General features: G+C 65.7%; 22 protein-coding genes. 7 read left to right on the forward strand and 15 right to left on the reverse strand.

Annotated elements, in window-relative coordinates:
* Nucleotides 1–90 precede the first annotated feature (90 nt).
* Nucleotides 91–639, reverse strand: coding sequence for a c-type cytochrome (locus tag JEY66_RS39155; protein ID WP_016842622.1), 549 nt, complete (start codon nt 637–639; stop codon nt 91–93).
* Nucleotides 640–839: 200 nt separating this feature from the next.
* Here JEY66_RS39155 and JEY66_RS39160 point away from each other — a divergent pair, with 200 nt between their 5' ends.
* Together JEY66_RS39160 and JEY66_RS39165 are read left to right on the forward strand one after the other, a co-directional pair.
* Nucleotides 840–1,580 (forward strand): 3-deoxy-manno-octulosonate cytidylyltransferase, encoded by a 741-nt coding sequence (locus JEY66_RS39160; RefSeq protein ID WP_026192171.1) that lies wholly within the window; start codon nt 840–842, stop codon nt 1,578–1,580.
* Nucleotides 1,581–1,601: 21 nt separating this feature from the next.
* Entirely contained in the window at nt 1,602–2,462 is an 861-nt protein-coding gene (locus tag JEY66_RS39165) for a prephenate dehydratase (protein WP_018269592.1), read from the forward strand.
* Between the two features lie 148 nt (nt 2,463–2,610).
* On the opposite strand, the gene JEY66_RS39170 is transcribed toward JEY66_RS39165, so the two are convergent.
* Nucleotides 2,611–3,627, reverse strand: a complete 1,017-nt coding sequence (locus JEY66_RS39170; protein ID WP_016840923.1) for an LLM class flavin-dependent oxidoreductase — start codon at nt 3,625–3,627, stop codon at nt 2,611–2,613.
* A gap of 390 nt (nt 3,628–4,017) precedes the next feature.
* On the opposite strand from JEY66_RS39170, the gene metF reads away from it, so the two are divergent.
* The 3 genes from metF (at nt 4,018) to maiA (ending at nt 9,756) form a co-directional block, all read left to right on the forward strand.
* The gene (gene metF / locus JEY66_RS39175) at nt 4,018–4,932 is read left to right on the forward strand and encodes a methylenetetrahydrofolate reductase [NAD(P)H] (RefSeq protein ID WP_016840922.1); all 915 of its coding nucleotides are present in this window, start codon (nt 4,018–4,020) and stop codon (nt 4,930–4,932) included.
* 3 nt (nt 4,933–4,935) lie between these two features.
* Nucleotides 4,936–8,790 carry a methionine synthase gene (metH, locus tag JEY66_RS39180; protein ID WP_026192170.1) on the forward strand — a complete coding sequence of 1,285 codons (3,855 nt, stop codon included), beginning with the start codon at nt 4,936–4,938 and terminating at the stop codon, nt 8,788–8,790.
* A gap of 306 nt (nt 8,791–9,096) precedes the next feature.
* Nucleotides 9,097–9,756, forward strand: coding sequence for a maleylacetoacetate isomerase (maiA, locus tag JEY66_RS39185; protein WP_018269590.1), 660 nt, complete (start codon nt 9,097–9,099; stop codon nt 9,754–9,756).
* A 167-nt stretch (nt 9,757–9,923) separates the two neighbouring features.
* On the opposite strand, the gene JEY66_RS39190 is transcribed toward maiA, so the two are convergent.
* The 8 genes from JEY66_RS39190 to JEY66_RS39225 all read right to left on the reverse strand — a co-directional run bounded on the left by JEY66_RS39190 (nt 9,924) and on the right by JEY66_RS39225 (nt 19,758).
* Nucleotides 9,924–10,550: a glutathione S-transferase family protein gene (locus tag JEY66_RS39190; RefSeq protein ID WP_016844081.1), complete on the reverse strand. Its 627-nt coding sequence runs from the start codon at nt 10,548–10,550 to the stop codon at nt 9,924–9,926.
* Between the two features lie 256 nt (nt 10,551–10,806).
* Nucleotides 10,807–11,400 (reverse strand): GNAT family N-acetyltransferase, encoded by a 594-nt coding sequence (locus JEY66_RS39195; protein WP_016844080.1) that lies wholly within the window; start codon nt 11,398–11,400, stop codon nt 10,807–10,809.
* A 210-nt stretch (nt 11,401–11,610) separates the two neighbouring features.
* Nucleotides 11,611–11,868 carry a hypothetical protein gene (locus JEY66_RS39200; RefSeq protein WP_125459323.1) on the reverse strand — a complete coding sequence of 86 codons (258 nt, stop codon included), beginning with the start codon at nt 11,866–11,868 and terminating at the stop codon, nt 11,611–11,613.
* A gap of 371 nt (nt 11,869–12,239) precedes the next feature.
* Nucleotides 12,240–14,684: a penicillin acylase family protein gene (locus tag JEY66_RS39205; protein WP_016844078.1), complete on the reverse strand. Its 2,445-nt coding sequence runs from the start codon at nt 14,682–14,684 to the stop codon at nt 12,240–12,242.
* Between the two features lie 247 nt (nt 14,685–14,931).
* A complete protein-coding gene (gene glpK, locus JEY66_RS39210) occupies nt 14,932–16,434 on the reverse strand; it encodes a glycerol kinase GlpK (protein WP_016844077.1) in 1,503 nt (500 codons plus the stop codon).
* Nucleotides 16,435–16,702: 268 nt separating this feature from the next.
* Complete coding sequence (locus tag JEY66_RS39215; protein WP_026192169.1) at nt 16,703–17,701, reverse strand: SGNH/GDSL hydrolase family protein; 999 nt, start codon at nt 17,699–17,701, stop codon at nt 16,703–16,705.
* A gap of 18 nt (nt 17,702–17,719) precedes the next feature.
* Nucleotides 17,720–18,502, reverse strand: coding sequence for an SGNH/GDSL hydrolase family protein (locus tag JEY66_RS39220; RefSeq protein WP_018269587.1), 783 nt, complete (start codon nt 18,500–18,502; stop codon nt 17,720–17,722).
* Nucleotides 18,499–19,758: an OpgC domain-containing protein gene (locus tag JEY66_RS39225; protein WP_026192167.1), complete on the reverse strand. Its 1,260-nt coding sequence runs from the start codon at nt 19,756–19,758 to the stop codon at nt 18,499–18,501. Before JEY66_RS39225 ends, JEY66_RS39220 begins: the two co-directional genes overlap by 4 nt.
* 273 nt (nt 19,759–20,031) lie before the next feature.
* Between JEY66_RS39225 and apaG the strand changes: the two genes are divergently transcribed.
* Nucleotides 20,032–20,430 (forward strand): Co2+/Mg2+ efflux protein ApaG, encoded by a 399-nt coding sequence (gene apaG / locus JEY66_RS39230; RefSeq protein ID WP_026192166.1) that lies wholly within the window; start codon nt 20,032–20,034, stop codon nt 20,428–20,430.
* Between the two features lie 144 nt (nt 20,431–20,574).
* Here the strand turns inward: apaG and JEY66_RS39235 are convergent, their stop codons facing one another.
* The 3 genes from JEY66_RS39235 to JEY66_RS39245 form a co-directional block, all read right to left on the reverse strand.
* A complete protein-coding gene (locus JEY66_RS39235) occupies nt 20,575–21,576 on the reverse strand; it encodes an Hsp33 family molecular chaperone (RefSeq protein WP_016844072.1) in 1,002 nt (333 codons plus the stop codon).
* 191 nt (nt 21,577–21,767) lie between these two features.
* The gene (argF, locus tag JEY66_RS39240) at nt 21,768–22,694 is read right to left on the reverse strand and encodes an ornithine carbamoyltransferase (protein ID WP_016844071.1); all 927 of its coding nucleotides are present in this window, start codon (nt 22,692–22,694) and stop codon (nt 21,768–21,770) included.
* A complete protein-coding gene (locus tag JEY66_RS39245) occupies nt 22,694–23,902 on the reverse strand; it encodes an aspartate aminotransferase family protein (RefSeq protein WP_018269586.1) in 1,209 nt (402 codons plus the stop codon). Before JEY66_RS39245 ends, argF begins: the two co-directional genes overlap by 1 nt.
* A gap of 487 nt (nt 23,903–24,389) precedes the next feature.
* On the opposite strand from JEY66_RS39245, the gene JEY66_RS39250 reads away from it, so the two are divergent.
* Nucleotides 24,390–24,902: a GcrA family cell cycle regulator gene (locus JEY66_RS39250; protein WP_018269585.1), complete on the forward strand. Its 513-nt coding sequence runs from the start codon at nt 24,390–24,392 to the stop codon at nt 24,900–24,902.
* A gap of 239 nt (nt 24,903–25,141) precedes the next feature.
* Here the strand turns inward: JEY66_RS39250 and phoB are convergent, their stop codons facing one another.
* Nucleotides 25,142–25,852, reverse strand: a complete 711-nt coding sequence (gene phoB, locus JEY66_RS39255) for a phosphate regulon transcriptional regulator PhoB (protein ID WP_016844067.1) — start codon at nt 25,850–25,852, stop codon at nt 25,142–25,144.
* Nucleotides 25,853–25,997: 145 nt separating this feature from the next.
* Entirely contained in the window at nt 25,998–26,714 is a 717-nt protein-coding gene (gene phoU, locus JEY66_RS39260; RefSeq protein WP_016844066.1) for a phosphate signaling complex protein PhoU, read from the reverse strand.
* Nucleotides 26,715–26,760 lie beyond the last annotated feature (46 nt).

Consider the following 26,760-nt stretch of genomic DNA (forward strand, 5'->3'; position numbering starts at 1 on the left):
GATAACAACCCCGCGACAGCGGATTCCCCATGCGAAAACGGCCAGGCATTGCCTGGCCGTTTCATCCGCATGCTTGCGCGAAGCAAATCGTTACTTCGAGGCGGTCGGGAGCGGAGCCGGGTGCTCCGAGTTCGAATTCAGATAGGCGATGATGTCGGCCCGCTCGCTGTCCTTCGGCACGCCGGCAAAGCCCATCGCGGTGCCCGGGACGAAGCCCTTCGGGTTGGTCAGGAACTTGTTGAGGTCGTCGAAGGTCCACTCGCCGCCCTTGCCCTTCATCGCGGCCGAGAAATTGAAGCCGCGGCCCTCGCCCTTCTTCTCGCCAACAACACCGAACAGGTTCGGACCGACGCGGTTGGGACCGCCCTTCTCGAAGGTGTGGCAGGCCTGGCACTTCTTGGCGGCCGCCGCGCCCTTCTCGACGGACGCGGTCTGCAGCAACTTCTCGATCGGCTCGGAGGAGGCCGCAGCGGCCTCGCCGCCACCGCCATGGGACTCTTCCTTCACCGCGATCTCAAAACCCGGCTTCTCCGGCAGCTTCGGCGCGAATTTCGCGCTGGCGGCAAAGCTCATCACCAGGACGACGATGCAGGTGCCGAGAACCGCACCGAGGATTTTGTTGAGTTCGAAGGAGTCCATTTCGGGTCAGGCTCCGGGCCTTGAATGTCGACTTCAGGCCGGGAATACGGCCGCGGGGAGAGACCTGGGAATCGGCCTTATCGCACCGCCCCAAGCAGGGTTGAGATATCGGTTTGCCCGCGCTCTGGCAACCCGTATAAACGCGCCGAATTCAACCTCCTCCCCGGCAATTTCCGCAGGCCGGACGGGCCCCGACACGAATGACCCAACCCCGTACCTTGGTGCTGATTCCGGCTCGCATGGCCGCCACCCGGCTGCCAGGAAAGCCGCTGCTCGAGATCGCCCGCGTGCCGATGATCGTCCATGTGCTGCGGCGGGCCGAGGCGGCGGGCATCGGCCGGGTTGCGGTTGCGACCGACACGGCCGAGATCGCTGCAGCGGTGAAGGCCGCCGGCGGCGAGGTCGTGATGACCCGCTCCGACCACCCGTCCGGCTCGGACCGGATTTACGAAGCGATGACGACCCTCGACCCGGGCGGCCATGCCGAGATCGTGGTCAATCTGCAGGGCGATTTCCCGACCATCAGCCCCGAGACCATCCGCAGCGTGATGCCGGCGCTCGACGATCCCGCAGTCGACATCTCGACCCTGGCCTCGCGCATCCATAGCGAGGAGGAGGATCAGGCCCCCAGCGTCGTCAAGGCCGTCGGCTCGCCGATCGGGCCGAACCGGTTGCGCGCGCTGTATTTCACCCGCGCCACCGCGCCTTATGGCGACGGGCCGCGCTACCATCATATCGGCCTGTACGCCTACCGCCGCGCCGCGCTGGAGCGGTTCGTGGCGTTGCCGCCCTCGCCGCTGGAGCAGCAGGAAAAGCTCGAGCAGCTCCGCGCACTGGAAGCCGGGATGCGGATCGACATCACCATCGTCGACACCGTCCCGCGCGGCGTCGACACCCCGGCCGACCTCGAAACCGCCCGCAGAATACTTTCCAAAGCCTGATCGGCTGGTAAAAGGCCACCCATGACCAAGAAGCTGAAAATCGCGTTCCAGGGCGAGCCTGGCGCCAATTCCCATATCGCGATCGTCGAGGCCTATCCCGACGCCGAGCCGATGCCCTGCCCGACCTTCGAGGACGCGCTGGCGGCGATTTCCTCGGGCGAGGCCGATCTCGGCATGATCCCGATCGAGAATTCGGTCGCCGGCCGCGTCGCCGACATCCACCATCTCTTGCCCGCCTCGGGCCTGTTCATCGTCGGCGAATGGTTCTTGCCGATCCGCCACCAGCTGATGGCGATCAATGGCACCAAACTCGCCGACATCAAGAGCGTGGAGAGCCACGTCCACGCGCTCGGCCAGTGCCGCCGCGTCATCCGCAAGCTCGGCATCAAGCCGATCGTCGCCGCCGACACCGCCGGCAGCGCCCGCGACATCTCCGAGCGCGGCGACAAGAGCGTGGCGGCGATCGCCTCCCGCCTCGCCGCCGATATCTACGGCCTCGACATTCTCGCCGAGGACATCGAGGACGAAGCCCACAACACCACCCGCTTCGTGGTGCTGGCGCGCGAGGCCAAATGGGCCGCGCAGGGCTCGGGGCCGCTAGTCACGACTTTTGTCTTCCGGGTGCGCAACTTGCCCGCCGCGCTGTACAAGGCGCTGGGCGGCTTTGCCACCAACGGCGTCAACATGACCAAGCTCGAAAGCTACATGGTTGACGGCAATTTCTTCGCCACGCAATTCTATGCCGATGTCGACGGCCACCCCGACGACCGCGGGCTCGCCTTTGCGATCGAGGAATTGAAATTCTTCTCGCGCGAATTCCGCATCGTGGGCGTCTATCCCGGCCACCCGTTCCGCGCGACCTTCAGCGAGACGCAGGACTGAGTCGCACGAACGCAATCTTTTCCGCGCGTCGTCCCGGCGCAGGCCGGGACCCAACCACCGACGTTCGTAGGCAGCAAGGCGGCAACCAGCTTGCGCAACAACTGGGGCCGCGGCGTATGGGTCCCGGCCTTCGCCGGGACGACGGTCATTATGCCGCCCTCTTCTCCAGCCCGAACGCCTCGGCGAGCAGGCTGTACGACTTCTTCCGCGCCGCGTGGTCGTAGACCGCTGATATCACCATCAGCTCGTCGGCCTGGGTCGCCGCGATCAGCGGCTCCAGCTTCGTCATCACGGTTGCGGGCCTGCCGACGAAGAGGCGGGCGCGGTTGCGCGCGATCGAGGCGCGCTCGGCGTCGGTGTAGGGATAGGCTTCTGCCTCCTCGACGCTAGGCAGCGGCAGATACTGGCCGCGGTCGCGGCGCAGCCGGTTGAGATCCATCGACATTGCAAGCCGCTCGGCCTCGGCGTCGCTCTCCGCCGTGACGACGGCGACCGCCAGGATCGCCTGCGGCGTCGCGCGCCAGCCCGACGGCTTGAAATGCGCGCGGTAATTCGTCATCGCCGCAATTGCGTCGTGAGTGGCAAAATGATGCGCGAATGCAAAGCCCATCCCGACCTGTGCGGCGAGCTCGGCGGAATAGTCGCTCGAGCCGAGCAGCCAGATCGGCGGCAGCGGCGAGTCGTCCGGCATCGCCACCACATTGTTATAGGGATGGCCGGGTGGGAAATCGCGCGTCTCCCACAAGGTCAGCTCGTGCAGCCGCTCGAGGAAATCATCGCCCTCGCGGCGATCGAGCCGGCTGCGCAGCGCGTAGGCGGTGGCCCCGTCGGTGCCGGGCGCGCGGCCGAGGCCGAGATCGATGCGGCCGGGAAACAGCGCCTCCAGCATCTTGAAGCGTTCGGCGACGACGAGCGGCGCGTGGTTGGGCAGCATCACGCCGCCGGAGCCGACACGGATATGCTGCGTCACCGCCGCGATCTGCCCGATCATCAGATCGGGCGCCGGGCTCGCGACGGAAGCGAGGTTGTGGTGTTCGGCGAGCCAATAACGTGTGTAGCCGAGACCATCGACATGGCGCGCCAGGTCGATGCTGTTGCGGAGCGCAGCGGCCGGCCTGGTGCCGGTGGTGACGACGGACAGGTCGAGGACGGAGAGCGGAATCATGGCGGTCAACCTAGTGTGACGCCACGAGGCGACAAAGGCCCCGACCGCGCAGACCAGTCCCGCAGCGGAACATCGGCGCGGGCAGCCACCGATTTTGGGACGATATACAACAATTCATTGATGCACCAAGCTACCCACAATCGATTTCGAACCTCCAATCACTTGCAAAATCATTATTATTTAAATATTTTCAATATCTTAGTACTATCAACGCGAAGCCAATGGCTTGCCCACCAGACATTCTCGATAGTCAATTTTTGACAAATCTGCACCACGAATGGGCAATTTCCCATATCCGATGGGCTGTTTGATCCCACGCGTTTGGCTTATCTTAGGGTCTTCATATCCAGGCCGGACGTCTGCCCTCCAGTTGCGGAGCCTTTGCGTATCATGACCGAGACCATTTCCTCCGTGCCGAACGCACCGCGTGCGCCCAAGGCGCCGAAAATCTCCTTCGAGTTCTTCCCGCCGAAGACCGAGGAGATGGAGCGCAATCTCTGGGAGACGATCAATCGCCTGGCGCCGCTGACGCCGAACTTCGTTTCGGTCACCTACGGCGCCGGCGGCTCGACCCGCGAGCGTACCCATTCGACCATCACTCGCATCCTGCGTGAGACCGATCTGCTGCCGGCTGCGCATCTGACCTGCGTCAGCGCCTCGCGCGGCGAGATCGACGACATCGTCGACCGCTATCATGAGGTCGGCGTCCGTCACATCGTCGCACTGCGCGGCGATCCGCCCGGCGGCATCGGCACGCCCTACTTCACCCATCCGGACGGCTACCAGAGCTCGGCCGAGCTTGTCGCCGGGATCAAGCGGCGCCACGCCGACATCGAGATCTCGGTGTCCGCCTATCCCGAGAAGCATCCGGAAGCGAAGGATTTCGACGCCGACATCGACACGCTGAAGGCCAAGGTCGACGCCGGCGCGACGCGCGCGATCACCCAGGTGTTCTTCGACAACGACCTCTACCACCGCTACGTCGACCGGGTGCGCGCGCGCGGCATCGAGATTCCGATCGTGCCGGGCATCATGCCGATGCACAATTTCAAGCAGGCGCGCAATTTCGTGACGCGCGCCGGCACCAGCGTGCCGGACTGGCTCGCCGAGAAGTTCGAGGGCCTCGACAACGACGCCGAGACCCGCAAGCTGGTCGCCGCCACCGTCGCCGCCGGCCAGGTGCAGAAGCTGTTCAAGCACGGCGTCGACACCTTCCACTTCTACACCATGAACCGCGCGGACCTCGTGTTCGCGATCAGCCACCTGCTCGGCATCCGGCCGAACGGTGCCCAGAAAGCTGCCTGACACATGTCCGTTCCCGTTTCCCCCAAGCGTAACGCTTTGCTCGCGGCTGCCCGCGAGCGCATCCTGGTGCTCGACGGCGCCATGGGCACGATGATCCAGGGCCTGCAATTCGACGAAGCCGCCTTCCGCGGCGCGCGCTTTGCGGACTTCCACCGCGACATCAAGGGCAACAACGATCTGCTGATCCTGACCCAGCCCGAGGCGATCACGGACATCCACGCCGCCTATCTGCGCGCCGGCGCCGACATCGTCGCGACCAACACCTTCTCTTCGACCTCGATCGCGCAGGCCGACTACGACATGTCGGACCTCGCCTATGAGCTGAACCTGCAGGGCGCCCGGCTGGCGCGCACGGCCGCCGAGCGGGTGAGCGCCGAGGACGGCAGGCCGCGCTTTGTCGCCGGCGCACTCGGCCCGACCAACCGCACCGCCTCGATCTCGCCCGACGTCTCCAATCCAGGCTATCGCGCGGTGACCTTCGACGATCTGCGCAAGGCCTATGGCGAACAGGCCAAGGGCCTGCTCGACGGCGGCGCCGACATGCTGCTGGTCGAGACCATCTTCGACACGCTGAACGCCAAGGCGGCGCTGTACGCGATCTCCGAGATCATCGAGGAGCGCGGCATCGACGTGCCCGTAATGATTTCCGGCACCATCACCGACAAGTCCGGCCGCCTGCTCTCCGGCCAGTTGCCCGAGGCGTTCTGGCATTCGGTGCGGCACGCGAGGCCAATCACGATCGGCTTCAACTGCGCACTCGGCGCCGAGGATCTGCGCGCGCACATCGCCGATATCGGCCGCGTCGCCGACACGCTCGTGTGTGCTTATCCGAACGCCGGCCTGCCCAACGAATTCGGTCAATATGACGAGACGCCGGACTACATGGCGCGGCTGATCGGCGAGTTCGCCGCTGCCGGCCTCGTCAACATCGTCGGCGGCTGCTGCGGCACCACGCCCGACCATATCGCGGCGATCGCCAGGGCCGTCGCCCCGCACAAGCCGCGCGTGGTGCCCGAGATCGCACCGCGGCTCAGGCTGTCCGGCCTCGAGCCGTTCACGCTGACCGACGCCATTCCGTTCGTGAATGTCGGCGAGCGCACCAACGTCACCGGCTCCGCACGATTCCGCAAGCTGATCACCGCCGGCGACTACACCGCCGCGCTGCAGGTCGCGCGCGACCAGGTCGAGAACGGCGCCCAGGTCATCGACGTCAACATGGATGAGGGCCTGCTCGATTCCGAGGCGGCGATGGTGACGTTCCTCAACCTCGTCGCCGCCGAGCCCGACATCGCGCGCGTGCCCGTGATGGTCGACTCCTCGAAATTCCACGTCATCGAGGCCGGCCTGAAATGCATCCAGGGCAAGCCGATCGTGAACTCGATCTCGCTCAAGGAGGGCGAGGAGAAGTTCATCCATGAAGCGACCGTCGCCAAGCGCCACGGCGCCGCCGTGGTGGTGATGGCATTCGACGAGACCGGCCAGGCCGACACGTTCAAGCGCAAGACCGAGATCAGCAAGCGCGCCTACGACATCCTGGTCGGCCGGCTCGACTTCCCGCCCGAGGACATCATCTTCGATCCGAACATTTTTGCGATCGCGACCGGCCTCGAGGAGCACAACAATTACGGCGTCGACTTCATCGAGGCGACGCGCTGGATCCGGGCGAACCTGCCCGGCGCCCACATCTCCGGCGGCGTCTCCAACCTGTCGTTCTCGTTCCGCGGCAACGAGCCGGTGCGCGAGGCGATGCACTCGGTGTTCCTGTATCACGCGATCCATGCCGGCATGGACATGGGCATTGTCAACGCCGGACAGATGATCGTCTATGACGACATCGATCCCGAGCTGCGCCAGACCTGCGAGGACGTGATCCTCAACCGCGATCCCGGCGCCTCCGAGCGACTCTTGGCGCTGGCCGAGAAATTCCGCGGCAAGGAGAAGCAGACCAAGGAAACCGATCTCGCCTGGCGCGACTGGCCGGTCGAGAAGCGGCTGTCCCACGCCTTGGTGCACGGCATCACCGAGTTCATCGAAGCGGACACCGAGGCCGCGCGCCAGAACGCGTCCCGTCCGCTCGACGTCATCGAGGGGCCGCTGATGGCCGGCATGAACGTGGTCGGCGATCTGTTCGGCGACGGCAAGATGTTCCTGCCGCAGGTCGTGAAGTCGGCCCGCGTGATGAAGCAGGCGGTCGCCTATCTGATGCCGTTCATGGAGGAGGAGAAGGCCCGCAACCTCGCCAACGGCATCACCGGCGGCCGCAACGCCGCGGGCAAGATCGTGCTCGCGACGGTGAAGGGCGACGTCCACGACATCGGCAAGAACATCGTCGGCATCGTGCTCCAGTGCAACAATTTCGAGGTCATCGACCTCGGCGTCATGGTGCCCGCCAACAAGATCATCGAGACCGCGAAGGCCGAGGGTGCCGACATCATCGGCCTGTCCGGCCTGATCACGCCCTCGCTCGACGAGATGAGCTTCCTCGCCGGCGAGCTGCAACGGCAGGGCATGAACCTGCCGCTTTTGATCGGCGGCGCCACCACGAGCCGCGTGCACACCGCCGTGAAGATCGACCCGAACTATCCGGGCGGCCCGGTCGTGCATGTCAACGATGCGAGCCGAGCGGTCGGCGTCGCTTCCTCGCTGCTGTCGGCCGAGAAGAAGCAGGCCTACGCCGCCGAGGTGCGGGCCGAATACGCAAAAATCTCGACGGCGCATTTCCGCGCCCAGGCCGACAAGAAGCGGCTGAAGCTTGGCGAGGCCCGCGCCAACAAGGTCGCGATCGACTTCGCGGCGGCGCCGCCGAAGAAGCCGGCCTTCTTCGGGCTGAAGAGCTTCGACGCCTACGATCTCGCCGAGCTCGCCGACTACATCGACTGGACGCCGTTCTTCCAGACCTGGGAGCTGACCGGCCGCTTCCCGGCGATCCTCGACGATCCCAAGGTCGGCGAAGTCGCCCGCTCGCTCTATGCCGACGCGCGCAAGATGCTCGACACGCTCATCAAGGAGAAGTGGTTCACCGCCCGCGCCACCGTCGGCTTCTGGCCGGCGAACGCCGTCGGTGACGACATCGAGGTCTATGCCGACGAGACGCGGAAGCAGAAGATCGCGACCTTCCACACGCTGCGCCAGCAGCTCGAGAAGCGCGAGGGCCGCTTCAACGCCGCGCTGTCCGACTTCATCGCGCCCGTCGAGACCGGCGTGCCCGACTATATCGGCGGCTTCGTCGTCACCGCGGGGATCGGCGAGGATGCGGTCGCCGACCGCTTCAAGAACGCCAACGACGACTACTCCTCGATCCTGTGCAAGGCGCTGGCCGATCGCCTGGCCGAAGCCTTCGCCGAGCGCATGCACCAGCGCGTGCGCAAGGAGTTCTGGGCCTATGCGCCGGGCGAGGCGTGGTCGGCGGACGAACTGATCCTCGAGAAATATGACGGCATCCGCCCCGCGCCCGGCTATCCGGCGCAGCCCGACCACACCGAGAAGCGGACGCTGTTCGCGCTGCTCGATGCCGAGAACACCGCCGGCGTGAAGCTGACCGAGAGCTTTGCGATGTGGCCGGGCTCGTCGGTCTCGGGCCTGTACTTCTCGCATCCCGAAAGCTTCTACTTCGGCGTCGGCAAGATCGAACGTGACCAGGTCGAGGACTACGCCGCGCGCAAGGCCATGACGGTCGCCGAGATCGAACGCTGGCTGGCGCCGGTGCTGAACTACATCCCCGCGCAGGACGGCGCCAAGGGACCGGCGATCGCGCCCGCCGCGACGCCTGCCAACGACGCGGAGCTGGCCTCGCATCCGCAGGGCTGCACCTGCGCCGTGCACCTCGCCTGGCGCAAGAAGAAGGTGGGCGCGGGATAGCTCTTTCACCCTCCCCTGGAGGGGGAGGGTCGGTGCACATGGAGCGAAGCGGAATGCGCACCGGGGTGGGGTGATCCCTCCACTCGGGCACCGCTTCAGCGGAGAGACCGTCACCCCACCCCGTATCGCATCGCTCCGCGCGATGCGATACGACCCTCCCCCTCCAGGGGAGGGTGAAGCGCCGTAGCCCGGATGCAGCGAAGCGTAATCCGGGATAAACTGCGACCGAACGACGACCGGACCCGGATTTCGCTTGTGCTTCATCCGGGCTACGGCCTTCGTCGTGTGGCGCAGAGAGAATTCCCCATGCAGTTCTTCTCCTTCTGGCGCTCGCTGGCGAGCTTTCGGGTGCGGATCGCGCTCAACCTCAAGGGCGTGGCCGCCGATGTCGCCTTCGTCGATCTCGATGCGGACGCGCATCGCACTGACGCCTATCGCAAGATCAATCCGCAGATGGCGCTGCCGGCGCTGGTGACCGACGACGGCACGGTGCTGTTCCAGTCGCTCGCGATCATCGACTGGCTCGACGAGACTTTTCCGACGCCGCCGCTGCTGCCGGCGGATGCGCTCGGCCGCGCCCGGGTGCGCGGGCTGGCGCTGATCGTCGCCTGCGAGGGCCATCCGCTGCTGACACCGCGGGTGCGCCGCTATCTCGATCGCGAGCTCGATCTGCGCGACAGCCAGCAGAACGCCTGGCGGCGGCACTGGACGGTCGAGACGCTGGCCGCGCTCGAGGGCCACCTCGCCGGCCACAAGGCAACCGGCCGGTTCTGCCACGGCGATGCGCCCACCCTTGCCGACATTTGCCTAGTCGGCCACGTCACGGCGGCGATCAACCAGCAGATCAGCCTGTCGCCCTGGCCGACCGTGAAGCGCATCCACGAGACCGCCATGGCGTTGCCGGAATTCGCCAAGGCGCATCCGTCCGCGCAGCCGGATACACCGGAAGCGATGCGGCCGAAGTAGTTTGCGAGCGCGTTGCAAGGGACAGGCAGAGGCGCAGGCGTGCGCGCGGTTCTCTCTCGACCGTCGTCCCGGCGAAGCCCGGGACGACACTGAGTGTGTTGCACGGGCTGTGAGTGCGCAACTGTGCACCGGGGAATGACGACGGAGGGAGATGACGGTACGCCGCCCTAACCGCTCGGCGGCGCCAGTGGCTGCACGATCTCCTGGAACGGCGGCAGCGCCTCGCAGCGCGCGGCGTGGGCCTTGAGCGCCGGGTAGCGCGCGTCGAACAGATGCGGATGCGCCTCGCCGGTGAAGCGCAGCGCGCAGGCCACCGCGATGTCGGCATGACCGATGCGATCACCCAGCCAATATGGCGACGGCACCGCCGCGCGCTCCTGCTCCAGCACCGCGAGCACGCCCGCGATCTGCGCCTCGCAACGCTCGACCCAGAGTTTCAACTGCTCCTTGCGCAGCACGCGCTCATAGACAAGGCTCACCGCCTTGTCGGCGAGCCCGGTCGCCAGCGCCGTGATGCGCAGATGCTTGCGCCGCTCGGGCCCCGAGCGCGCGATCATCGCCCGCTCCGGCCCGACCAGCTCATCGAGATAATCCAGGATCGCACTACTCTCGATCAGCGCCTCGCCGTCATCGAGCACCAGCGTCGGCACCCGCCGCAGCGGATTGTAGGCCGCAACCTTCTCGGCATCGCCGAAGGTCGACCACGGCTTGTGCTCGAACGGCAATCCATAGAGCCGCAGCGCGATCGCGGTGCGGCGGACGAAGGGCGAGTCGTACTGGCCGATCAAAAACATCTGTCATCTCGTCGGTCATGCCTCAGCACGCCGCGCCTCAAAGCAGAGGTGTAGCAGCCACGCCGGGTCAAAGGTTGCGCTTTGCACCATCCTAGATGGGTTGCGTCGCGTTGCAACATGCGGAGTCATTCCAATGAAGCATTGCCTGCCGTTAATTCCGCTGAGGCAGCCGTTGCTCGCTCAGCGTGCCGTTCCGGCCTGGTGCGCAACGGGTCCCGGGTCGCGCTTACGCTTGCCCGGGACGACGGCAGAGCAGCTACCCAATCACCGGCACATGCCTCGCCGCATCGCGCGGCAGTTTGCCGTCGAGCCTCGGATCATCCGCCACCTCGATCTGCCGCAGGAACGGACGGAAGCCGGAGCGCTGGTAGAATGCGACGGCCGAGGGATGGTCGAAGGTGCAGGTGTGCACCCAGACGCGGCTGACGTCGCGCGACCAGACGATCTCGAGCGCGTGGTTCATCAGGAAGCGCGCGGCGCCGGTGCCGATGAATTTTGCGGTGACGCCGAAATAGAGCAGCTGGCATTCGCCAAGCACGCTGAAATCGAGCTCGAGCAGGCCTTCGTCATTGCCGTCGACGGCCAGCCCGTAGAGCTCGTTGCCGGGGGCGTGGATCCTCGAGGCGAGATCGGAATCATCGAGCGCGGTGCGGGTGAACCACAGCCACTCCTCGCCGACGCGGCGATAGATATCGCGATACCAGTCGAGCGCGGGCGGCTCGACCTTGCGCAGGCGCCACGCGCCGGGCGGATCGTCGCGGCGCAGCGGGCGGGCGGTCATTTCCAGATGGGTGACGACGGCAGCGATTTTGCCGTGGGGGATGTCGGAGTAACCGTCGGGCAGCAGCATTAAGCGACCTTTGTTTCCAAGCTGTCGGCGCGAGATAACCGCACGTCGCTGCAGATGCAATGCGACGCTGCGCACAGTGCCTGGTCAGGAAAAACAGACGAGGCAGCCAGCCTATCCGCTGCTCCTCATTCGAGCGGCCAGGTCCAACGAGCGGGATAACCAGCTTGAACGCGCTTTGAGGGAGGGCTCCCCCGGCCCTCCCGCACTCGGTTAATTGCCAACCCACACGTTGCCGTTCGCGTCGAAATCGTTCTTCGGGTTGTAACCGGACTCGCGAAGATTCCGCATATGCATCGCGCGGTCGCTGACATCGCCATTCAGACTGGCGTTGGCGTTGAGCACGGCAGGACTCAGTGCGGTACCCATCACGAGGCGTTGGTGGGTCCGGTGTTGTGCCGTCCGTGCATCGGCAAATGCCGCCGTGGAGAGAGAAGCAACTGCGATCGAAACAAGAATGATTTTCGTCATGGTCAGCTCCTGTGAAGTAACCAGCTGAGCTTTCAATCGCTTCCAGAAAATACGTGCTCGCACCGAATGTGAAAACCGCCACAGTCCGGCGGCGATCACGATCGGTCAGACTAGCAGGCAGAAGCCAACGCTTCTTGGACCCCCGCGCACAGCGTCGCGGGAAGTCCGTGCGCAACTCGCAAACGTCAACTTGTAGTGATCCAGATGCGCCGCCGCGGCGTTGATGGCACAAAGTGAATAGTGGCTGATCGCCGCAGTCCGCGTCGGCATTCGCACCGATGAGTCCCGGATCGCGCTTCCGCTTTCACTCTTCGAGCTTCGGCGAGGCGGGTCGATGACCCGGGACGACACTGGAGTCGGTGGCGCGCCCCTCACCTCGGCGTCAGCGTGATTGCTTCCGCGGTTGCGGCTTCCACCGCGCCGCGGCTGTAGAGCAGCGGCACATACTGGCCCGTCGCCCACAGCGGCGCGAGGTCGCGGTAGTGGCCGCTGAAGGGATCGCCGGATTGGCCGGGCGTGTTGACGGCGCGGCTCGCATCCCAGTTGCCGACATCGAGCACCATGCGGAATGAAGCGCCGGAGATCAGATGATAGTCGGAGCGGCGATAGGTGGCGGCGCGCGGCACGTTGGCGGCGCCGCCAAAGGCGAGCGGGCCGACCTGCATCTGCGCCGCGGTCGCCTTGTCGGCGAGCGGCATCAGCGCGTGATTGAATTGCGCGACGTGCAGCCGGCCCCAGCGCCAGGTCGACGCATCGGGACCGAGCTTGTCGGCAACGTCGGCGACCGCCTCGCCGAGGCTGTCGCGCAGCACGCGGTCGCGCTCGGCTGAGGGATCGTTGCCGAGCGCGGCGTCGGGCTTTTCGAGATAGCCGACAATGGCGGAGATGCTGGAGGCTTCCGGCGCGATCAGCTCGGCAGCCTTCGGCGCGGTGGTCTTGAGCAACACCGGGCCGAGATGGTTTGCGATCCACACCTCGTAGACCGCGGCGGCCGCGCTGTCGGCCGCGTCGCGCGCATCCCACGCCTTGAGCAGATCGAGGCCCTTCTTGACGTTCGCATCATCCGACGTGAGCGGCTTCAGCAGCGCGACGAGGCGCCGCGCGAGCATGCCGGTGTCGTCGTTCTGCAGCGCCATCGCGTCCGCCAGCGTCACCTTGCTGTTGGCCTGCAGCACCTCGGTGATGCGCTGCCAGCGCGCGCCGTCGGCCCATTCGAATCCGACCCTGCGCTCACCCACCGGATAATCCGCCGGCAGGTTCATCTGGTTGGCGGTGGCGATGAAGCCCTGCTTCGGCTGATACAGCTTCGGCAGCTCGTCGAGCGACAGAAAGCCCTGCCACTCGTAGCGGCCGTCGCCGGGCACCGGCATCAGGCCGTCGAAACTGGCGCGGCGCGGCGTCTTGCCGGCGGCGACCCAGCCGATATTGCCGCTGATATCCGCATAAACCTGGTTCTCCGACGGCGCGCCCCAGCGCCGCATCGCACCGAGGAAGCCGTTCCAGCTTTTCGCGGTCATGTAATCGGACGAGCCGAAATAGGCCGAGGTGCCCGGCTCGAACCAGATCGAGCGCACGGCGAAGGCGTGCTTCTTGTCGGCGTCGGCGAAAATCACCGGGCCGTGGCGGGTGAACTTCAGCTCGAACTCGCGGTCGGCCTCGCCCTTCACCGCTTCCTTCTCGTGCACGATCCGCATGTCCTCCCAGCCGGTGCCGTAGCGGTACTGGTTCGGATTGTCGGGGTTGAGCTCGTAGACGTAGAGGTCTTCCTGGTCGACGTTGAAGATGGTCAGCCCGAACGCGATGGTGTCGTTGTGGCCGATCGAGATGCCCGGCAGCGCCGGCTCGCCGGCGCCGATCACGGAGATGCCGGGCGCGTTGAGCCCGACGATGTAGCGCAGCGACGGCACCGAGTGCTCGCGATGCGGATCGTTGGCGAGGATCGGACGTCCGGTCGCGGTGCGCGATGCCGCGATCACCCAGTTGTTGGACCCGATGGTGTCGCGCTGCTGGTCGGCCTCGGCGAGGTACGTGTCGGGATCATGCGCCAGGGCCGCCTTCTGGTCCTTCGGCGCGGCGAACTTCACCGGCCGCGTGGCAAGATCGTAGGCGGCGAGCACCGCCTTCGGCACGCTACAGGGATCGAGGCCATCGGGGATCCTGGTGGTCCAGGCCGGCTCCAGCTTGACGCGGAAGCGATCGGCATCGAGGCCTGCGGCGCAGGCCACCCGCGAGCGCTTCACCTCGGAGGCGACGTTGCGGGTCAGGCCATGGCTGCGGACGCGCACGACATCCTTTGCCGACCACAGGTCAGGCATCGTACCTGCGATCCTGAACTCGATCGGCAGCGCGCGCTTGCCCGCCTGGACGTCGGCGACATAGGCATTGACGCCGGCGACGAACGCCTCCGCATAGGATTTCGCCTTCGGGCCGTAGGCGGCCCATTCCGCATTCATGTCGCCGCGATAGAGGAACAGACGCAGCGCCTTGTCCTGCTCGGCATAGGCGGGGCCAAAGTCCTTCGCCAAGAGGCCGAGCCCGCGCTTGCGCCAGAGATCGATCTGCCAGAGCCGGTCGCGCGCGGCGTTGAAGCCTTGCAGGAAGAACAGATCGTGCTCGTTGCCGGCATAGATGTGCGGGATGCCCCAGACATCGACCAGGATCTGCCCCGGCGCCTTCAGCCCCGCGACGTCGGTCTTGACCTCGCGCGCTGCGACGAGCGGGCTCGGCTTCTCGCGTGCGGTGGCGGGTGCCGTGAGTATTGCGGCGCAGAGTGCGGCGGTGAGTAGCTTGGCGACGCGGTTGAGATCCGTGTTCATGTTGTTCTCCGATGGTTGTTATTGGTTGTGAGGCGTCTTCAGCCGCAGTGGTGGTGCGCCCCCTCTCCCGCTTGCGGGTCGCGACGAGCAAAAGCTCGCGCTGAGAGGGCCGGGGTGGAGGTGTCGCTGCGATGGGACTGGTCATGATGCGGGGAGAGCCCCCACCCGCATTGCATCTCCGATGCAATGCGACCTCCCCGCGCAAGCGGGAGAGGTGCAGCGAGCTTGCCGCAACATCAGATCATTACTACTCCCCCTCGTCGCTCGCCAGCACGCCCTTCACGGCACAGGCCCAGCCGGCGAGCTTGCGTTCGCGCGTCGCCTGGCTCATCGCCGGCCTGAAGCGGTGCTCGAGCCGCCAATTGTCGGCGAACTTGGCGGGCTCCGGATAGACGCCGGCATCGAGGCCGGCGAGATAGGCGGCCCCGAGCGCCGTGGTCTCCTGGATCATCGGGCGGTCGACCGGGGCGTTGAGCAGATCGGCGAGCCGCTGCATGGTCCAGTCCGAGGCGGTCATGCCGCCGTCGACGCGCAGCACGGTGTTGGCGGCATTGGCCTCCGGCCAGTCGGTGCGCATCGCGGCCCACAGATCGAAGGTCTGGTAGCAGACGCTCTCCAGCGTCGCATGCGCGAGCTCGGCCGGACCGGTGTTGCGAGTCAGCCCGAACAGCGCGCCGCGCACGCGCGGATTCCAGTACGGCGCGCCCATGCCGACGAAGGCCGGCACCAGATAGACGCTCTGCATGGAGTCTGATTTGTCAGCAAGAGGCCCGGTCTCGGCGGCGTGCTTGATGATGCCGAGCCCGTCGCGCAGCCACTGCACCGCGGAGCCGGCGACGAAGATCGAGCCTTCGAGCGCATAGGTACGCTGGCCGCCGAGCTGGTAGGCGATCGTGGTGAGCAGCTTGTTCTTCGAGGCCACCGGCGTGGTGCCGGTGTTGAGCAGCGCGAAGCAGCCGGTGCCGTAGGTCGACTTCATCATGCCGGGCTCGAAGCAGGCCTGGCCGATGGTCGCGGCCTGCTGGTCGCCGGCAATCCCGGAGATCGCGATCGGCCCGCCGAACAGATCGGCTATGCTCTCGCCGAACCGGGCGGAGGAATCCTTCACCTCGGGAAGCATCGAGCGCGGCACGCGCAGCAGCCTGACGAGATCGTCGTCCCAGGCGCCGGTGTGGATGTTGAACAGCAGCGTGCGCGAGGCGTTGGTGGCGTCGGTGGCGTGGACCCTCCCGCCGGTAAGCCGCCACAACAGATAGCAGTCGACGGTGCCGAACAGCAGTTCGCCGCGCTCGGCGCGCTCACGCGCGCCCGGCACGTGATCGAGGATCCAGGCGACTTTGGTGCCGGAGAAATAGGGATCGATAATGAGACCGGTCTTCGCCGAAATCGCCGGCTCATGGCCGTCCGCCTTGAGTTTTGCGCAGATGTCGGCGGTGCGGCGGTCCTGCCAGACGATGGCGCGGTGCACGGCCTGTCCGGTGGCGCGGTCCCACACCACGGTGGTCTCGCGCTGGTTGGTGATGCCGATCGCGGCGATGTCCTTCGCCTTGAGGCCGGCCTTCTCCAGCGCCTCGCGGCACATCATCACGGTCGAGGTCCAGATGTCCTCCGGCTCGTGCTCGACCCAGCCGGAGGCGGGGAAATGCTGCGGAAACTCCTGCTGCGCGACGGCGGCGATGGAGATGTCGCCGCGAAACACCATGGCGCGCGACGATGTGGTGCCCTGATCGATGGCCAGCACGAAAGACATGAGCGTTTCCCTTAAAGAGCTTCATCCCGAGAGGAATTGGTGCAGGCGCAAAGGGAGCGGATTACCGCGGCGAGGTCAAGATTGGTGCTAGCGTTACGGCTAAGGCAAATGACGGCAATGCTGCCAGCCGCGTCATCCTGAGGAGCGCGAAGCGCGTCTCGAAGGATGCACGGCCACAGTCGGGCCGTCGCCCCTTCGAGACGGCCGCTGCGCGGCCTCCTCAGGGTGACGGTGATAGAGCGAACGCAACGAGAGAGACAGCGCCCGATCACATCGGCCGGTAGGTCCTGACGTCGGCGGGGACGTTGACGCCGATCTTGATCGCGCCGACCGAGCGGATGATGTCGTCGCCGAGCAGCTGGGCGAAGCAGGCGTAGCCCCAGTCGTTCATGTGCAGGCCGTCGGCAGTGACGAAATCGGTGATCGGGATCGCCTGTTTCTCGTGCCAGTCGCGCATCACCTCGAAGCGCGGGAAGATGCCGACATGACGCAGGGCGGCGATGCGGCCGAGCAGCTTCACCATGCCGCGCGCGCTTTCGGGACGCTCGGTGACGCGCGGCGAATATTGCGGATCGACCAGCACGACGTCGGAGCCGGACGCCTGAAGGCGCGCCACGCCGTCCTCGACCTGCTTGGCGGTCTCGGCAGGATCGAGGTTGCGCAGCACCGCGTTGGTGCCGACCTGCCAGATCACCATGTCGGGATGGACGTCGATCACTTCGGTTTGCAGCCGCGCCATCATCTCGGGCGCGTCCTCGCCGCCCTTGCCGCGATTGAGCACGGTGATGTCGGCGGAGGGATACTGCCGGCGCAACTGTCCGGCGAGCCGGTTCGGATAGGTGAATTCCGGCGCCGACGATCCATAGCCCTGGGTCGATGACGAGCCGAACGCGATGATGACGACCGGCTTGCCGGCGGCGAGCTTGGCCGCGACATGCGGCAGCGAGCCGGTGCTGTTCGGCACGCCCTTGGGCTGCTGACAGGGCACGCGGTGGAAGATGTCGCTGGCGGATTTCGCGGCCTGCTTCACCTTGTCGAACGCCTTCGCGGCGACGCTCGGTTGCGGCGGATTGGTCGCATCGGCCGTCGCAGCGGGCTGCGTCGCGTCAGGCTTTGCAGCCTCGGTCTTGCCGTCGGACGAAAGCGCCGCATGCTGCCCGGTCTGCGCGCGCGACGGCGCGACCGCGAAAGGCGCGAGCAGCGCCAGCACTGCCACGGCGCACAGACCTCGCCCTGCGGAAGCGCGAAAAGGGAAGGCGAAACGCATTTACTTACTCTGCTTCCTCTAATTCTGCTGCACCGGGCCCAGATGGGCCGCATCGATCACGAATTTCGCCAGTGCGCGACCGAGACAGGCATGAACCTTCTTGGCCAGATCGACACCATGCGAGGTGCTGAACAGGTCAAAATATCCGGCGTCGCTCCACTGCTTCATGATCGCGAACCGGTCGAACAGCGGAACGTCGTGCTGCTGCGCCACCACCTTCATGTTGTCGAGATATGGCGGCGCAGAGATCATCGTCTCCGTACGCGGGCTGTATTGCAGATTGACCAGCACCACGTCGGTCCCGGCGTCCCGCAACGCAACAACGCCTTCGTTGATCGCGGTACGGAAATCATCGGGATCGACCGCTCGCATAGCATCGACCGTTCCGGTCTGCCAGATAACCAAAGTAGGCTTTTTTGCTTCAACAAGCTTAACAAGAGTTCCCGCGGTCTCCTCGGCGGTGCTCTTTCCCTGTAGTTCTACGGATAGATCGATCGTCGACGACGGCAACGCCTCCTTCAGCGCCGCGTGCAGCGTGGCCGGATAGGCGCTCGCCTCGTTGCCCTGGATGGTCGAGGAGCGGCTGCCGACCACCAGCACGTTGAGCGGCCGGTTGGACTTGATGGCGTCGGTGACCTTGGGCAGCGAGCTCTCGCTCGAAAGCAGATAGGCGGGCACGTCGCAGGGCGGCGGCGGTGCCGGCTCCGCCGTGTCGCCGGCGCGCGCGGGCGCCACCGCCAAACCGGCCGTCAGGCAGGCTGCGAGCAGCGTCAGGCCCAGCATCGTCCGCGCGGACTTCATGCTCCCCCTCCCGCCATATCGGCGTTGCCGGCGGCGCCTTTTTTCGAGGCGCCTTTGTCGGCGGAGTGCTTGTACCACGAAATGATCCACGCCATGCCGCACATGATGAGGATGCCGCAGACGCTGATCAAGGCGTGCAGTGCGGCACCGCCAGATACTTCGGCAAGCACGAAGTGACCGGCGAAGGCGAGGAAGACCCCGAGACAGAATATCTCAAGCGAGTGCTGGCCACACAGGATCAAAGGTCGCAGCCAGGGCGATTTCAGCCCCGGCCAGTCCCTGGGCAGGAAGCGCACGGTGAGCGCGGCGAGCGCCAGGAAGTGCGCGAACCGCAACACGTCCAGGTCGGTCTTGTTGATCGGATACATCCATTGCTCGATCACCTTCGGCATGATGTGGCCGAGCTGCGGCACGTACCAGGTCAGCGTCACGAAGAACGCCGCGACCAGATAGACGATGCAGATCCACATCGTGATGTTCGACGACAGGATGCGCGACATCCGCCGCGCGCCGCCGAGCGCACACCAGGCGCCGAACACGAACAGCAATTGCCAGGCGAACGGATTGAACGCCCAGAAGCCGTTCGGATAGGCCGAGAGATAGAGGTCGAACTGCCAGGTCAGCGCGTAGAGCAGGACCGAGAGGCCGAGCGTGACATCGGGCTTCCATTTCATCAGCCACAGGATCAGCGGCAGGAACAGCATCAAGACGATATAGAGCGGCAGCACGTCCATGTTGACGGGACGGAAGCGCAGCAGCAGCGCCTGGACGATGGTGACGTCGGGCTGCTTGAGGAAGTCCATGATCCCCATTTCCTCGCTGTAGAGCGGGTTCTCGAACGAGGTCGCGACATAGGAGATCTCGGCGAGGAAGATCGTGAACAGGAAGACATGCGCGACATAGATCTGCCAGACCCGGCGCAGGATGCGCGCGGTCGCGATCACGAAGCCGCCCTCCAGCATGGCGCGGCCGTAGACGAAGGCCGCGGTGTAGCCGGAGATGAAGATGAAGATCTCGGTGGCGTCGGAGAAGCCGTAATTCCGGATCGTCAGCCAGGTCAGAAGATTGGTCGGCAGATGATCGATGAAGATCAGCCACAGCGCGAGCCCGCGGAACAGATCGAGGCGGAGCTCGCGCTCGCCGGTCGCCGGCAGCGTGATCGCGGGCGCAGCAACCTTCGCCTCGGCCTCAGCCTTTACTTCGGCCTTGGCGTCAGCCACCGGCGAACCGGCTATGGGGTCGGCAATCGAGCTCATCAAACACCGTGTCGGCTGCGGACGCCCCGCACGCCGTGCTGAAAAGATAATATCGGTCCGCGAGTTGCCGACAAAGCACGGAGTGCGGCGGCATGCGGCCGCGCTTTAGAGCGGAACTATGTTGAAACCACGATGAACGGACCGCCCTTGGGCCGCCTTTTCACGGCCCGGCAGGCGATTGGTTCCGGCGGTTCAATTGGCTATGATGGCGCCCTGTTCGAGCATGATCCGGTCGAAAACGGACCATGCGCCAGGACCATCGGATTGAGCCGCATGTACCGCGCCGTTACCCGCCAGATCGAAGTCACCGTCGAGCCGAACTTCATGCCGGAGCGCTCGTCGGTCGACCGGCGCGAATATTTCTGGTCGTACAGGATCGTGATCGTCAATTCGGGCCCGGAAACGGTGCAGCTGCGGACGCGGCACTGGATCATCACCGACGCCACCGGCCGCCGCCAGGAGGTGCGCGGCGAGGGCGTGGTCGGCGAGCAGCCGGTGCTCGCGCCCGGCGAACGCTTCGAATATACGAGCGGCGTGCCGCTGCCGACCGCCTCCGGCTTCATGACCGGCAGCTACCAGATGGTCACCGAAGCCGGCGAGCGCTTCGACATCGATGTGCCGACATTTTCGTTGGATAGCCCGAGCCCTGGCGGGAAAAGGGTGTTGAACTGACGCCAGCGTAGCCCGGATTGAGCGCAGCGCAATCCGGGACAGGTGCATGCGCGGTTGGAGCGGCCCCGGATTTCGCGGAGCCTGTCATCGGGCGCGCGTTCGCGCGACCCGTTGGCTTCATCCGGGCTACGATGACGAACGCGTCTACTCCACGCCGGCTTCCTGCGGCGTGAACTCATACACCGACGAGCAGAACTCGCAGGTCACGACGACCTTGCCGTCCTTCACCATCTCGGCGCGGTCGTTCGGCGCGAAGCTCTTCAGCATACACGACACCGCATCGCGCGAGCAGGAGCACTGCGCGCGCAGCGTTTGCGGGTTGAAGACGCGCACGCCGCGCTCGTGGAACAGGCGATAGAGCAGCCGCTCGCCGGACAGATCGGGATCGATCAGCTCGACATCCTCGACCGTCGAGATCAGCGACTGACCCTCGACCCACGCATCGTCATCCGGCACGGAATGCGCGGCGGTGCCTTCCGGCGCATCGCCGGGATGCAGATCGGCCTGCTTGGCGCGCTCGGGCGCCCTGGGCAGGAATTGCAGCAGGATGCCGCCAGCGCGCCAGCGCAGCTTGCCGCCCTCGCCGCCGCGCATCTCCTCGCCGACCGCAAGGCGCACCCGCGTCGGAATCTGCTCCGAGCGCAGGAAATATTCATGGGCGGCCTCTTCCAGGCCGCCGCCGTCGAGCGCGACCAGTCCCTGGTAGCGGCTGGTGTTCGAGCCCTGATCGATTGTCATCGCGAGGTGGCCCTTACCGAGCAGCTCGCCCGAGCTCTGGCCATTCTTCAGGCGCGATGCGTCGTAGCGCGCATAGGCGCGCAGCCGGTCAGGCGCCTGGAAATCGACGATCAGGAGCGACACCGGACCGTCGGTCCGGGTCTGCAGAATGAAGCGGCCCTCGAACTTGACCGACGAGCCGAGCAGCGTGGTCAGCACGATCGCCTCGCCGAGCAGCTTGCCGACCGCGGGCGGATAATCGTGTTTGTGCAAGATCTCGTCGAGCGCGGGGCCGAGCCGGGTCAGCCGGCCGCGCAGGTCCAGCGCGCCGACCTCGAAGGCCAGCACGGCATCGTCGACAGGAACGGCTGAGGGCGCGCGAACCGGCGCCTCGGGCGTGATTTTGATGTCGGGGGATTGTGAAACCATGGCGCTCTATCTGGGGTCTCGGACCGCAAAACGAAAGGGGTTCACTCAACGCGAGATCGTCGTCCCGGCACAGGCCGGGACCTATGACCACGGGATTTTGTCGCGGCACAAGGCGTCTCCCCTTGTGCCTCTTTCATCGGCCGCAGCGTATGGGTCCCGGCCTTCGCCGGGACGACAGCATTGAATGGGCGCTACGCGACCGCGTCGAAACACCAGGCCAGGATGCCCTTCTGCGCATGCAGGCGGTTTTCCGCCTCGTCGAACACCACGGATTGCGGCCCGTCGATCACCTCGTCGGTGACCTCCTCGCCGCGATGCGCGGGCAGGCAGTGCATGAACAGTGCGTCCGGCTTGGCGAGCGACATCAGCTTGGCATTGACCTGATAGGGCCGCAGCACGTTGTGGCGATGCTCGCCCTCCTTGTCGCCCATCGACACCCAGGTATCGGTGACGACGCAGTCGGCGCCGCGCACGGCGGCTTCCGGATCGCTGCCGAGCATGATCGGCGCGCCGGTCGCCTTGATCCAGTCGCGCATCGGCTTCTTCGGCGACAGTTCCGGCGGGGTCGCGACATTGAGCTGGAACTTGAACCGCTCGGCGGCATGCGCCCAGGAGGCCAGCACGTTGTTGTCGTCGCCGGTCCAGGCCACGGTCTTGCCTTCGATCGAGCCGCGATTTTCCTCATAGGTCATGAGGTCGGCCATCACCTGGCAGGGATGCGAACGCCGGGTCAGGCCGTTGATGACGGGGACGGTGGCGTGGGCAGCGAGCTCGAGCAGCGCGTCATGGTTGAGGATGCGGATCATGATCGCATCGACATAGCGCGACAGCACGCGTGCGGTGTCGGCGATGGTCTCGCCGCGGCCGAGCTGCATCTCGGCACCGGTCAGCATGATGGATTCACCGCCGAGCTGGCGCATGCCGACGTCGAACGACACCCTTGTGCGGGTCGACGGGCGCTCGAAGATCATCGCCAGCGTCTTGCCTTCGAGCGGCTTCCTGCCCTTCTCGTGCGCCTTCAGCTTCGCCTTCATGGCGGCGCCGGCGGACAGCATGTTGCGCAGCTCGCCGAGCGGCAGCTCGTTGATATCGAGGAAGTGACGGACCGGCTTGCTCATTATCCCGCCGCCTTCTTCGGCTGCGCCGCCGACAGTACAGAGCACGCGCGCTCGAGCGCGGTGATCGACGTATCGATCTCGGCCTCGGTCACGATCAGCGGCGCCAGGAACCGCACCACATTGTCGCCGGCACCGACGGTGAGCAGCTTCTCGTTGCGCAGTGCTGCGATCAGGTCACCCGACGGCACCACCGCCTTGACGCCGATCAACAGCCCCTCGCCGCGCACCTCCGACAGCACGCCGGGATAGCGGTCGACGACGGAAGCGAGCTTCTGCTTGAGCAAGAGCGACATCTTCTGCACATGTTCGAAGAAGCCGGGTTTCAGCATGACGTCGAGCACGGCATTGGCGGCGGCGACCGCGAGCGGATTGCCGCCGAAGGTCGAGCCGTGCGAGCCGGGCGCCATGCCGGCCGCAGCCTGCGCGGTCGCCAGCACCGCGCCGATCGGGAAACCGCCGCCGAGCGCCTTGGCCAGCGACATCACATCCGGCGTGACGCCCGTGCGCTTGTAGGCGAACAGCTCGCCGGTGCGCCCCATGCCGGTCTGCACCTCGTCGAAGGCGAGCAGCAGGCCGTGCTCGTCGCAGAGCGCGCGCAGCGCCTTGAAGAACGCCTGCGGCGCCGAGCGCACGCCGCCCTCGCCCTGCACCGGCTCGATCAGGATGCCGGCGGTGTGTGGACCGATCGCCTTCTTCACCGCCTCGATGTCGCCATGCGGCACCTGGTCGAAGCCGTCCATCGGCGGGCCGAAGCCTTCGAGATATTTCGTCGAGCCGGTCGCCGCCAGCGTGCCCAGCGTGCGGCCGTGGAAGGCGCCCTCGAAGGTGATGATGCGGTAGCGCTCGCCATGGCCCTTGGAGAAGTGATAGTGGCGGACCAGCTTGATCACGCCCTCCATCGCTTCGGCGCCGGAATTGCAGAAGAACACGAAGTCGGCAAAGCTCTGCTCGCACAGCCGCGCGGCAAGCGCCTCGCCGTCCGGGCTCTTGAACAGGTTCGACATGTGCCAGAGCTTGGTCGCCTGTTCCTGCAGCGCCTTGACCAGATGCGGATGCGCGTGCCCGAGCGCGTTGACCGCGACGCCCGAGGTGAAATCGAGATAACGGTCGCCGTTGGTTGCGATCAGCCAGGCGCCCTCACCGCGCTCGAAGCCGAGATCGACCCTGGCGAAGACGGGGAGCAGATGCGACGTGGCAGCGTTGGTCATGGCGTTCACTGACGGTTTTTAAGCCGACAATTGCCGCGCGCCTTGACGCCAGCGCAGCAACGGCCAGCTTCGGAAAACAAAACGGCCGCCTTTGCGGGCGGCACGTGGTGGGCATTCTATGCTGCGGTCAGTAAGTGTCAATCGCCACGAAGTGGCCTTCCTGCAATGCGAAACGAGCGCAATCCGGAGCATTCCGGTGCGGTGGAAAAGCCTCATCGCGATGCTTAACTGTGTGGGAACATGTGGACGCACGGCCGCGGACTCTTGCGCCAGAGTCACGCCATATTGTAGCGTTTGGCCTGTCGGGTACGACATCTCGTGCGGCGGTACTGGACCCTCTAAGTAGCCTTCGTGTCTCGCGTAAACGTTCGGGCGCAACACCGTGCCCGGCGAGGGCTAAGGGATTCTGGCCGCAGGGATATTTGTCCAGATTGGCTCGCAGCGCCGCTCCAATGATTGGCCGGCGCTACGCGAAGGGAAGAATGCGATGACTGTATTGACCTGGTCCGACGATCGCGTCGAGCAGCTGAAGAAGCTCTGGGAGTCTGGCCTGTCGGCCAGCCAGATCGCGGCGGAACTTGGCAATGTGACGCGAAACGCCGTGATCGGCAAAGTGCATCGGCTCGGCCTCTCCGGCCGCGCCAAGGCACCCTCCACGGCCGCGCCGCGGCAGCGCAAGGCCCGCCCCGCCCAGCACATGATGCGGGTAGCGCGGCCGGTGTCGCGCGGCAACACCGCGCTGGCGCACGCCTTCGAGGTCGAGATGGAGCCCGATCCGATCTCCTACGACAATGTGGTGCCGATGAGCCAGCGGCTGTCGCTGCTCGAGCTCAACGAGGCCACCTGTCACTGGCCGGTCGGCGATCCCTCGAGCCCGGAATTCTTCTTCTGCGGCGGCAAGGCGCTCGCCGGCTTGCCCTATTGCGCACATCACTCGCGCGTCGCCTACCAGCCCGCCGCCGATCGCCGCCGGCCGTCGGCGAAACCGCAGATCAAGTGAGCACTCGGGAAAAGACGGAAGAACTCAAAAACAAATCCCCGCGAAAGCGGGGATTTTTTTGTGGCTCGTGGCCCATTACATCACCGGCGTCGTCCCGGCGAAAGCCAGGACCCATAATCACTAATGCGTGTTGTTAGAAAGCCGTCTGGCCACGTGCCGATTACGCCGGCCGCGGCGTATGGGTCCCGGCTTTCGCCGGGACGACGCCGGTGATGCGGCTTGCGATGGCCACGCGCCCGTTACGGCTGCGGCTCGGCCTTGGCAAAGCGGTCGTCGAGCGCGTAGCCGGCGCCGCGCACGGTGCGGATCGGATCCTGCTCGCGGCCGGGATTGAGCAGCTTGCGCAGGCGGCCGATATGCACGTCGACGGTGCGCTCATCGATGTAGATGTCGCGGCCCCAGACGCTGTCGAGCAGCTGCTCGCGGCTGAACACGCGGCCGGGATGCTCGAGGAAGAATTCGAGCAGGCGATACTCGGTCGGCCCGAGATCGATCGGGCGGCCGGAGCGCGCCACGCGGCGCTTCTCGCGGTCGAGCTCGATGTCGCCATAGGTCAGCACGGTCGCAAGCCGCTCCGGGCTCGCGCGGCGCAACAGGCCCTTCACCCGCGCCAGCAGTTCCGGCACCGAGAACGGCTTGACGATGTAATCGTCGGCGCCGGTGGCAAGTCCGCGCACGCGCTCGCTTTCTTCGCCGCGCGCGGTCAGCATGATGATCGGAAGCTGCTTGGTCTCGGGCCGCGCCCGCAGGCGACGGCACAGCTCGATGCCGGACAGGCCCGGCAGCATCCAGTCGAGGACCACGAGGTCGGGAACGCGCTCCTTCAGCCTCGTGTCGGCATCGTCGCCGCGCCCCACCGTCTCGACATCGTAGCCTTCCGCATCGAGGTTGTAGCGCAACAGCGTCGTCAGCGCTTCCTCGTCTTCGACTACCAGAATGCGTGCGCTCATCGGTTTAAGTTCTTTCTCTGTGGTGATCCGTTGCCCAGACGCAAACCGAAACGCTTACTTCCTTGAGCATAGTCCCCGCGGAAACGATTTGTCGCGAGGATCATCCAGTTTCGCTCTTGCCGGTCCCGCACTTGCCGATCATGCCTCAGTTGCCCGGCACCGTGGTGGCAAAAGTGGTCATGTCCCCCTTCGGGCGCTTGTCGGTGATCTGCTGGCCCTCGATCATGTAGAACACGGTCTCGGCGATATTGGTGGCGTGATCGCCGATCCGCTCGATGTTCTTGGCGCAGAACATCAGATGGATGCAGAACGAGATGTTGCGCGGATCTTCCATCATGTAGGTGAGCAGTTCGCGGAACAGCGAGGTGCAGATCGCATCGACCTCCTCGTCGCCCTTCCAGACGTTCATCGCCGCCGGCAGGTCGTGCGCGGCGTAGGCGTCGAGCACCGACTTGACCTGCGACAGCACGAGGTCGGTCATGTGCTCGAGGCCGCGGATCAGCTTCAGCGGCTGGAAATCGCTCTCCAGCGCCGCGACGCGCTTGCCCATGTTCTTGGCGAGGTCGCCGATCCGCTCGAGGTCGGTCGCGACACGCATCGCGCTGACGATCTCGCGCAGGTCGATCGCCATCGGCTGGCGGCGCGCGATCGTCAGCACCGCGCGCTCTTCGATGTTGCGCTGCAGATTGTCGATCTCGATGTCGGCGGCGACCACGCGCTTGCCGAGCGCGACGTCGCGACGGATCAGCGCGTCGACCGACTCGGTAATCATCCGCTCGACCAGGCCGCCCATCTCGGCGACCAGGCGCGTCAACTCCTGCAGATCGCTGTCGAATGCCTTGGCGGTATGTTCAGAAGCCATCGCTTGTCTCCCTCAACCATGATCCCGGGGATCATGGTTTCGTGTC

Source organism: Bradyrhizobium elkanii USDA 76 (genome assembly GCF_023278185.1).
In the GTDB taxonomy this organism is placed as follows: Bacteria; Pseudomonadota; Alphaproteobacteria; order Rhizobiales; family Xanthobacteraceae; genus Bradyrhizobium; species Bradyrhizobium elkanii.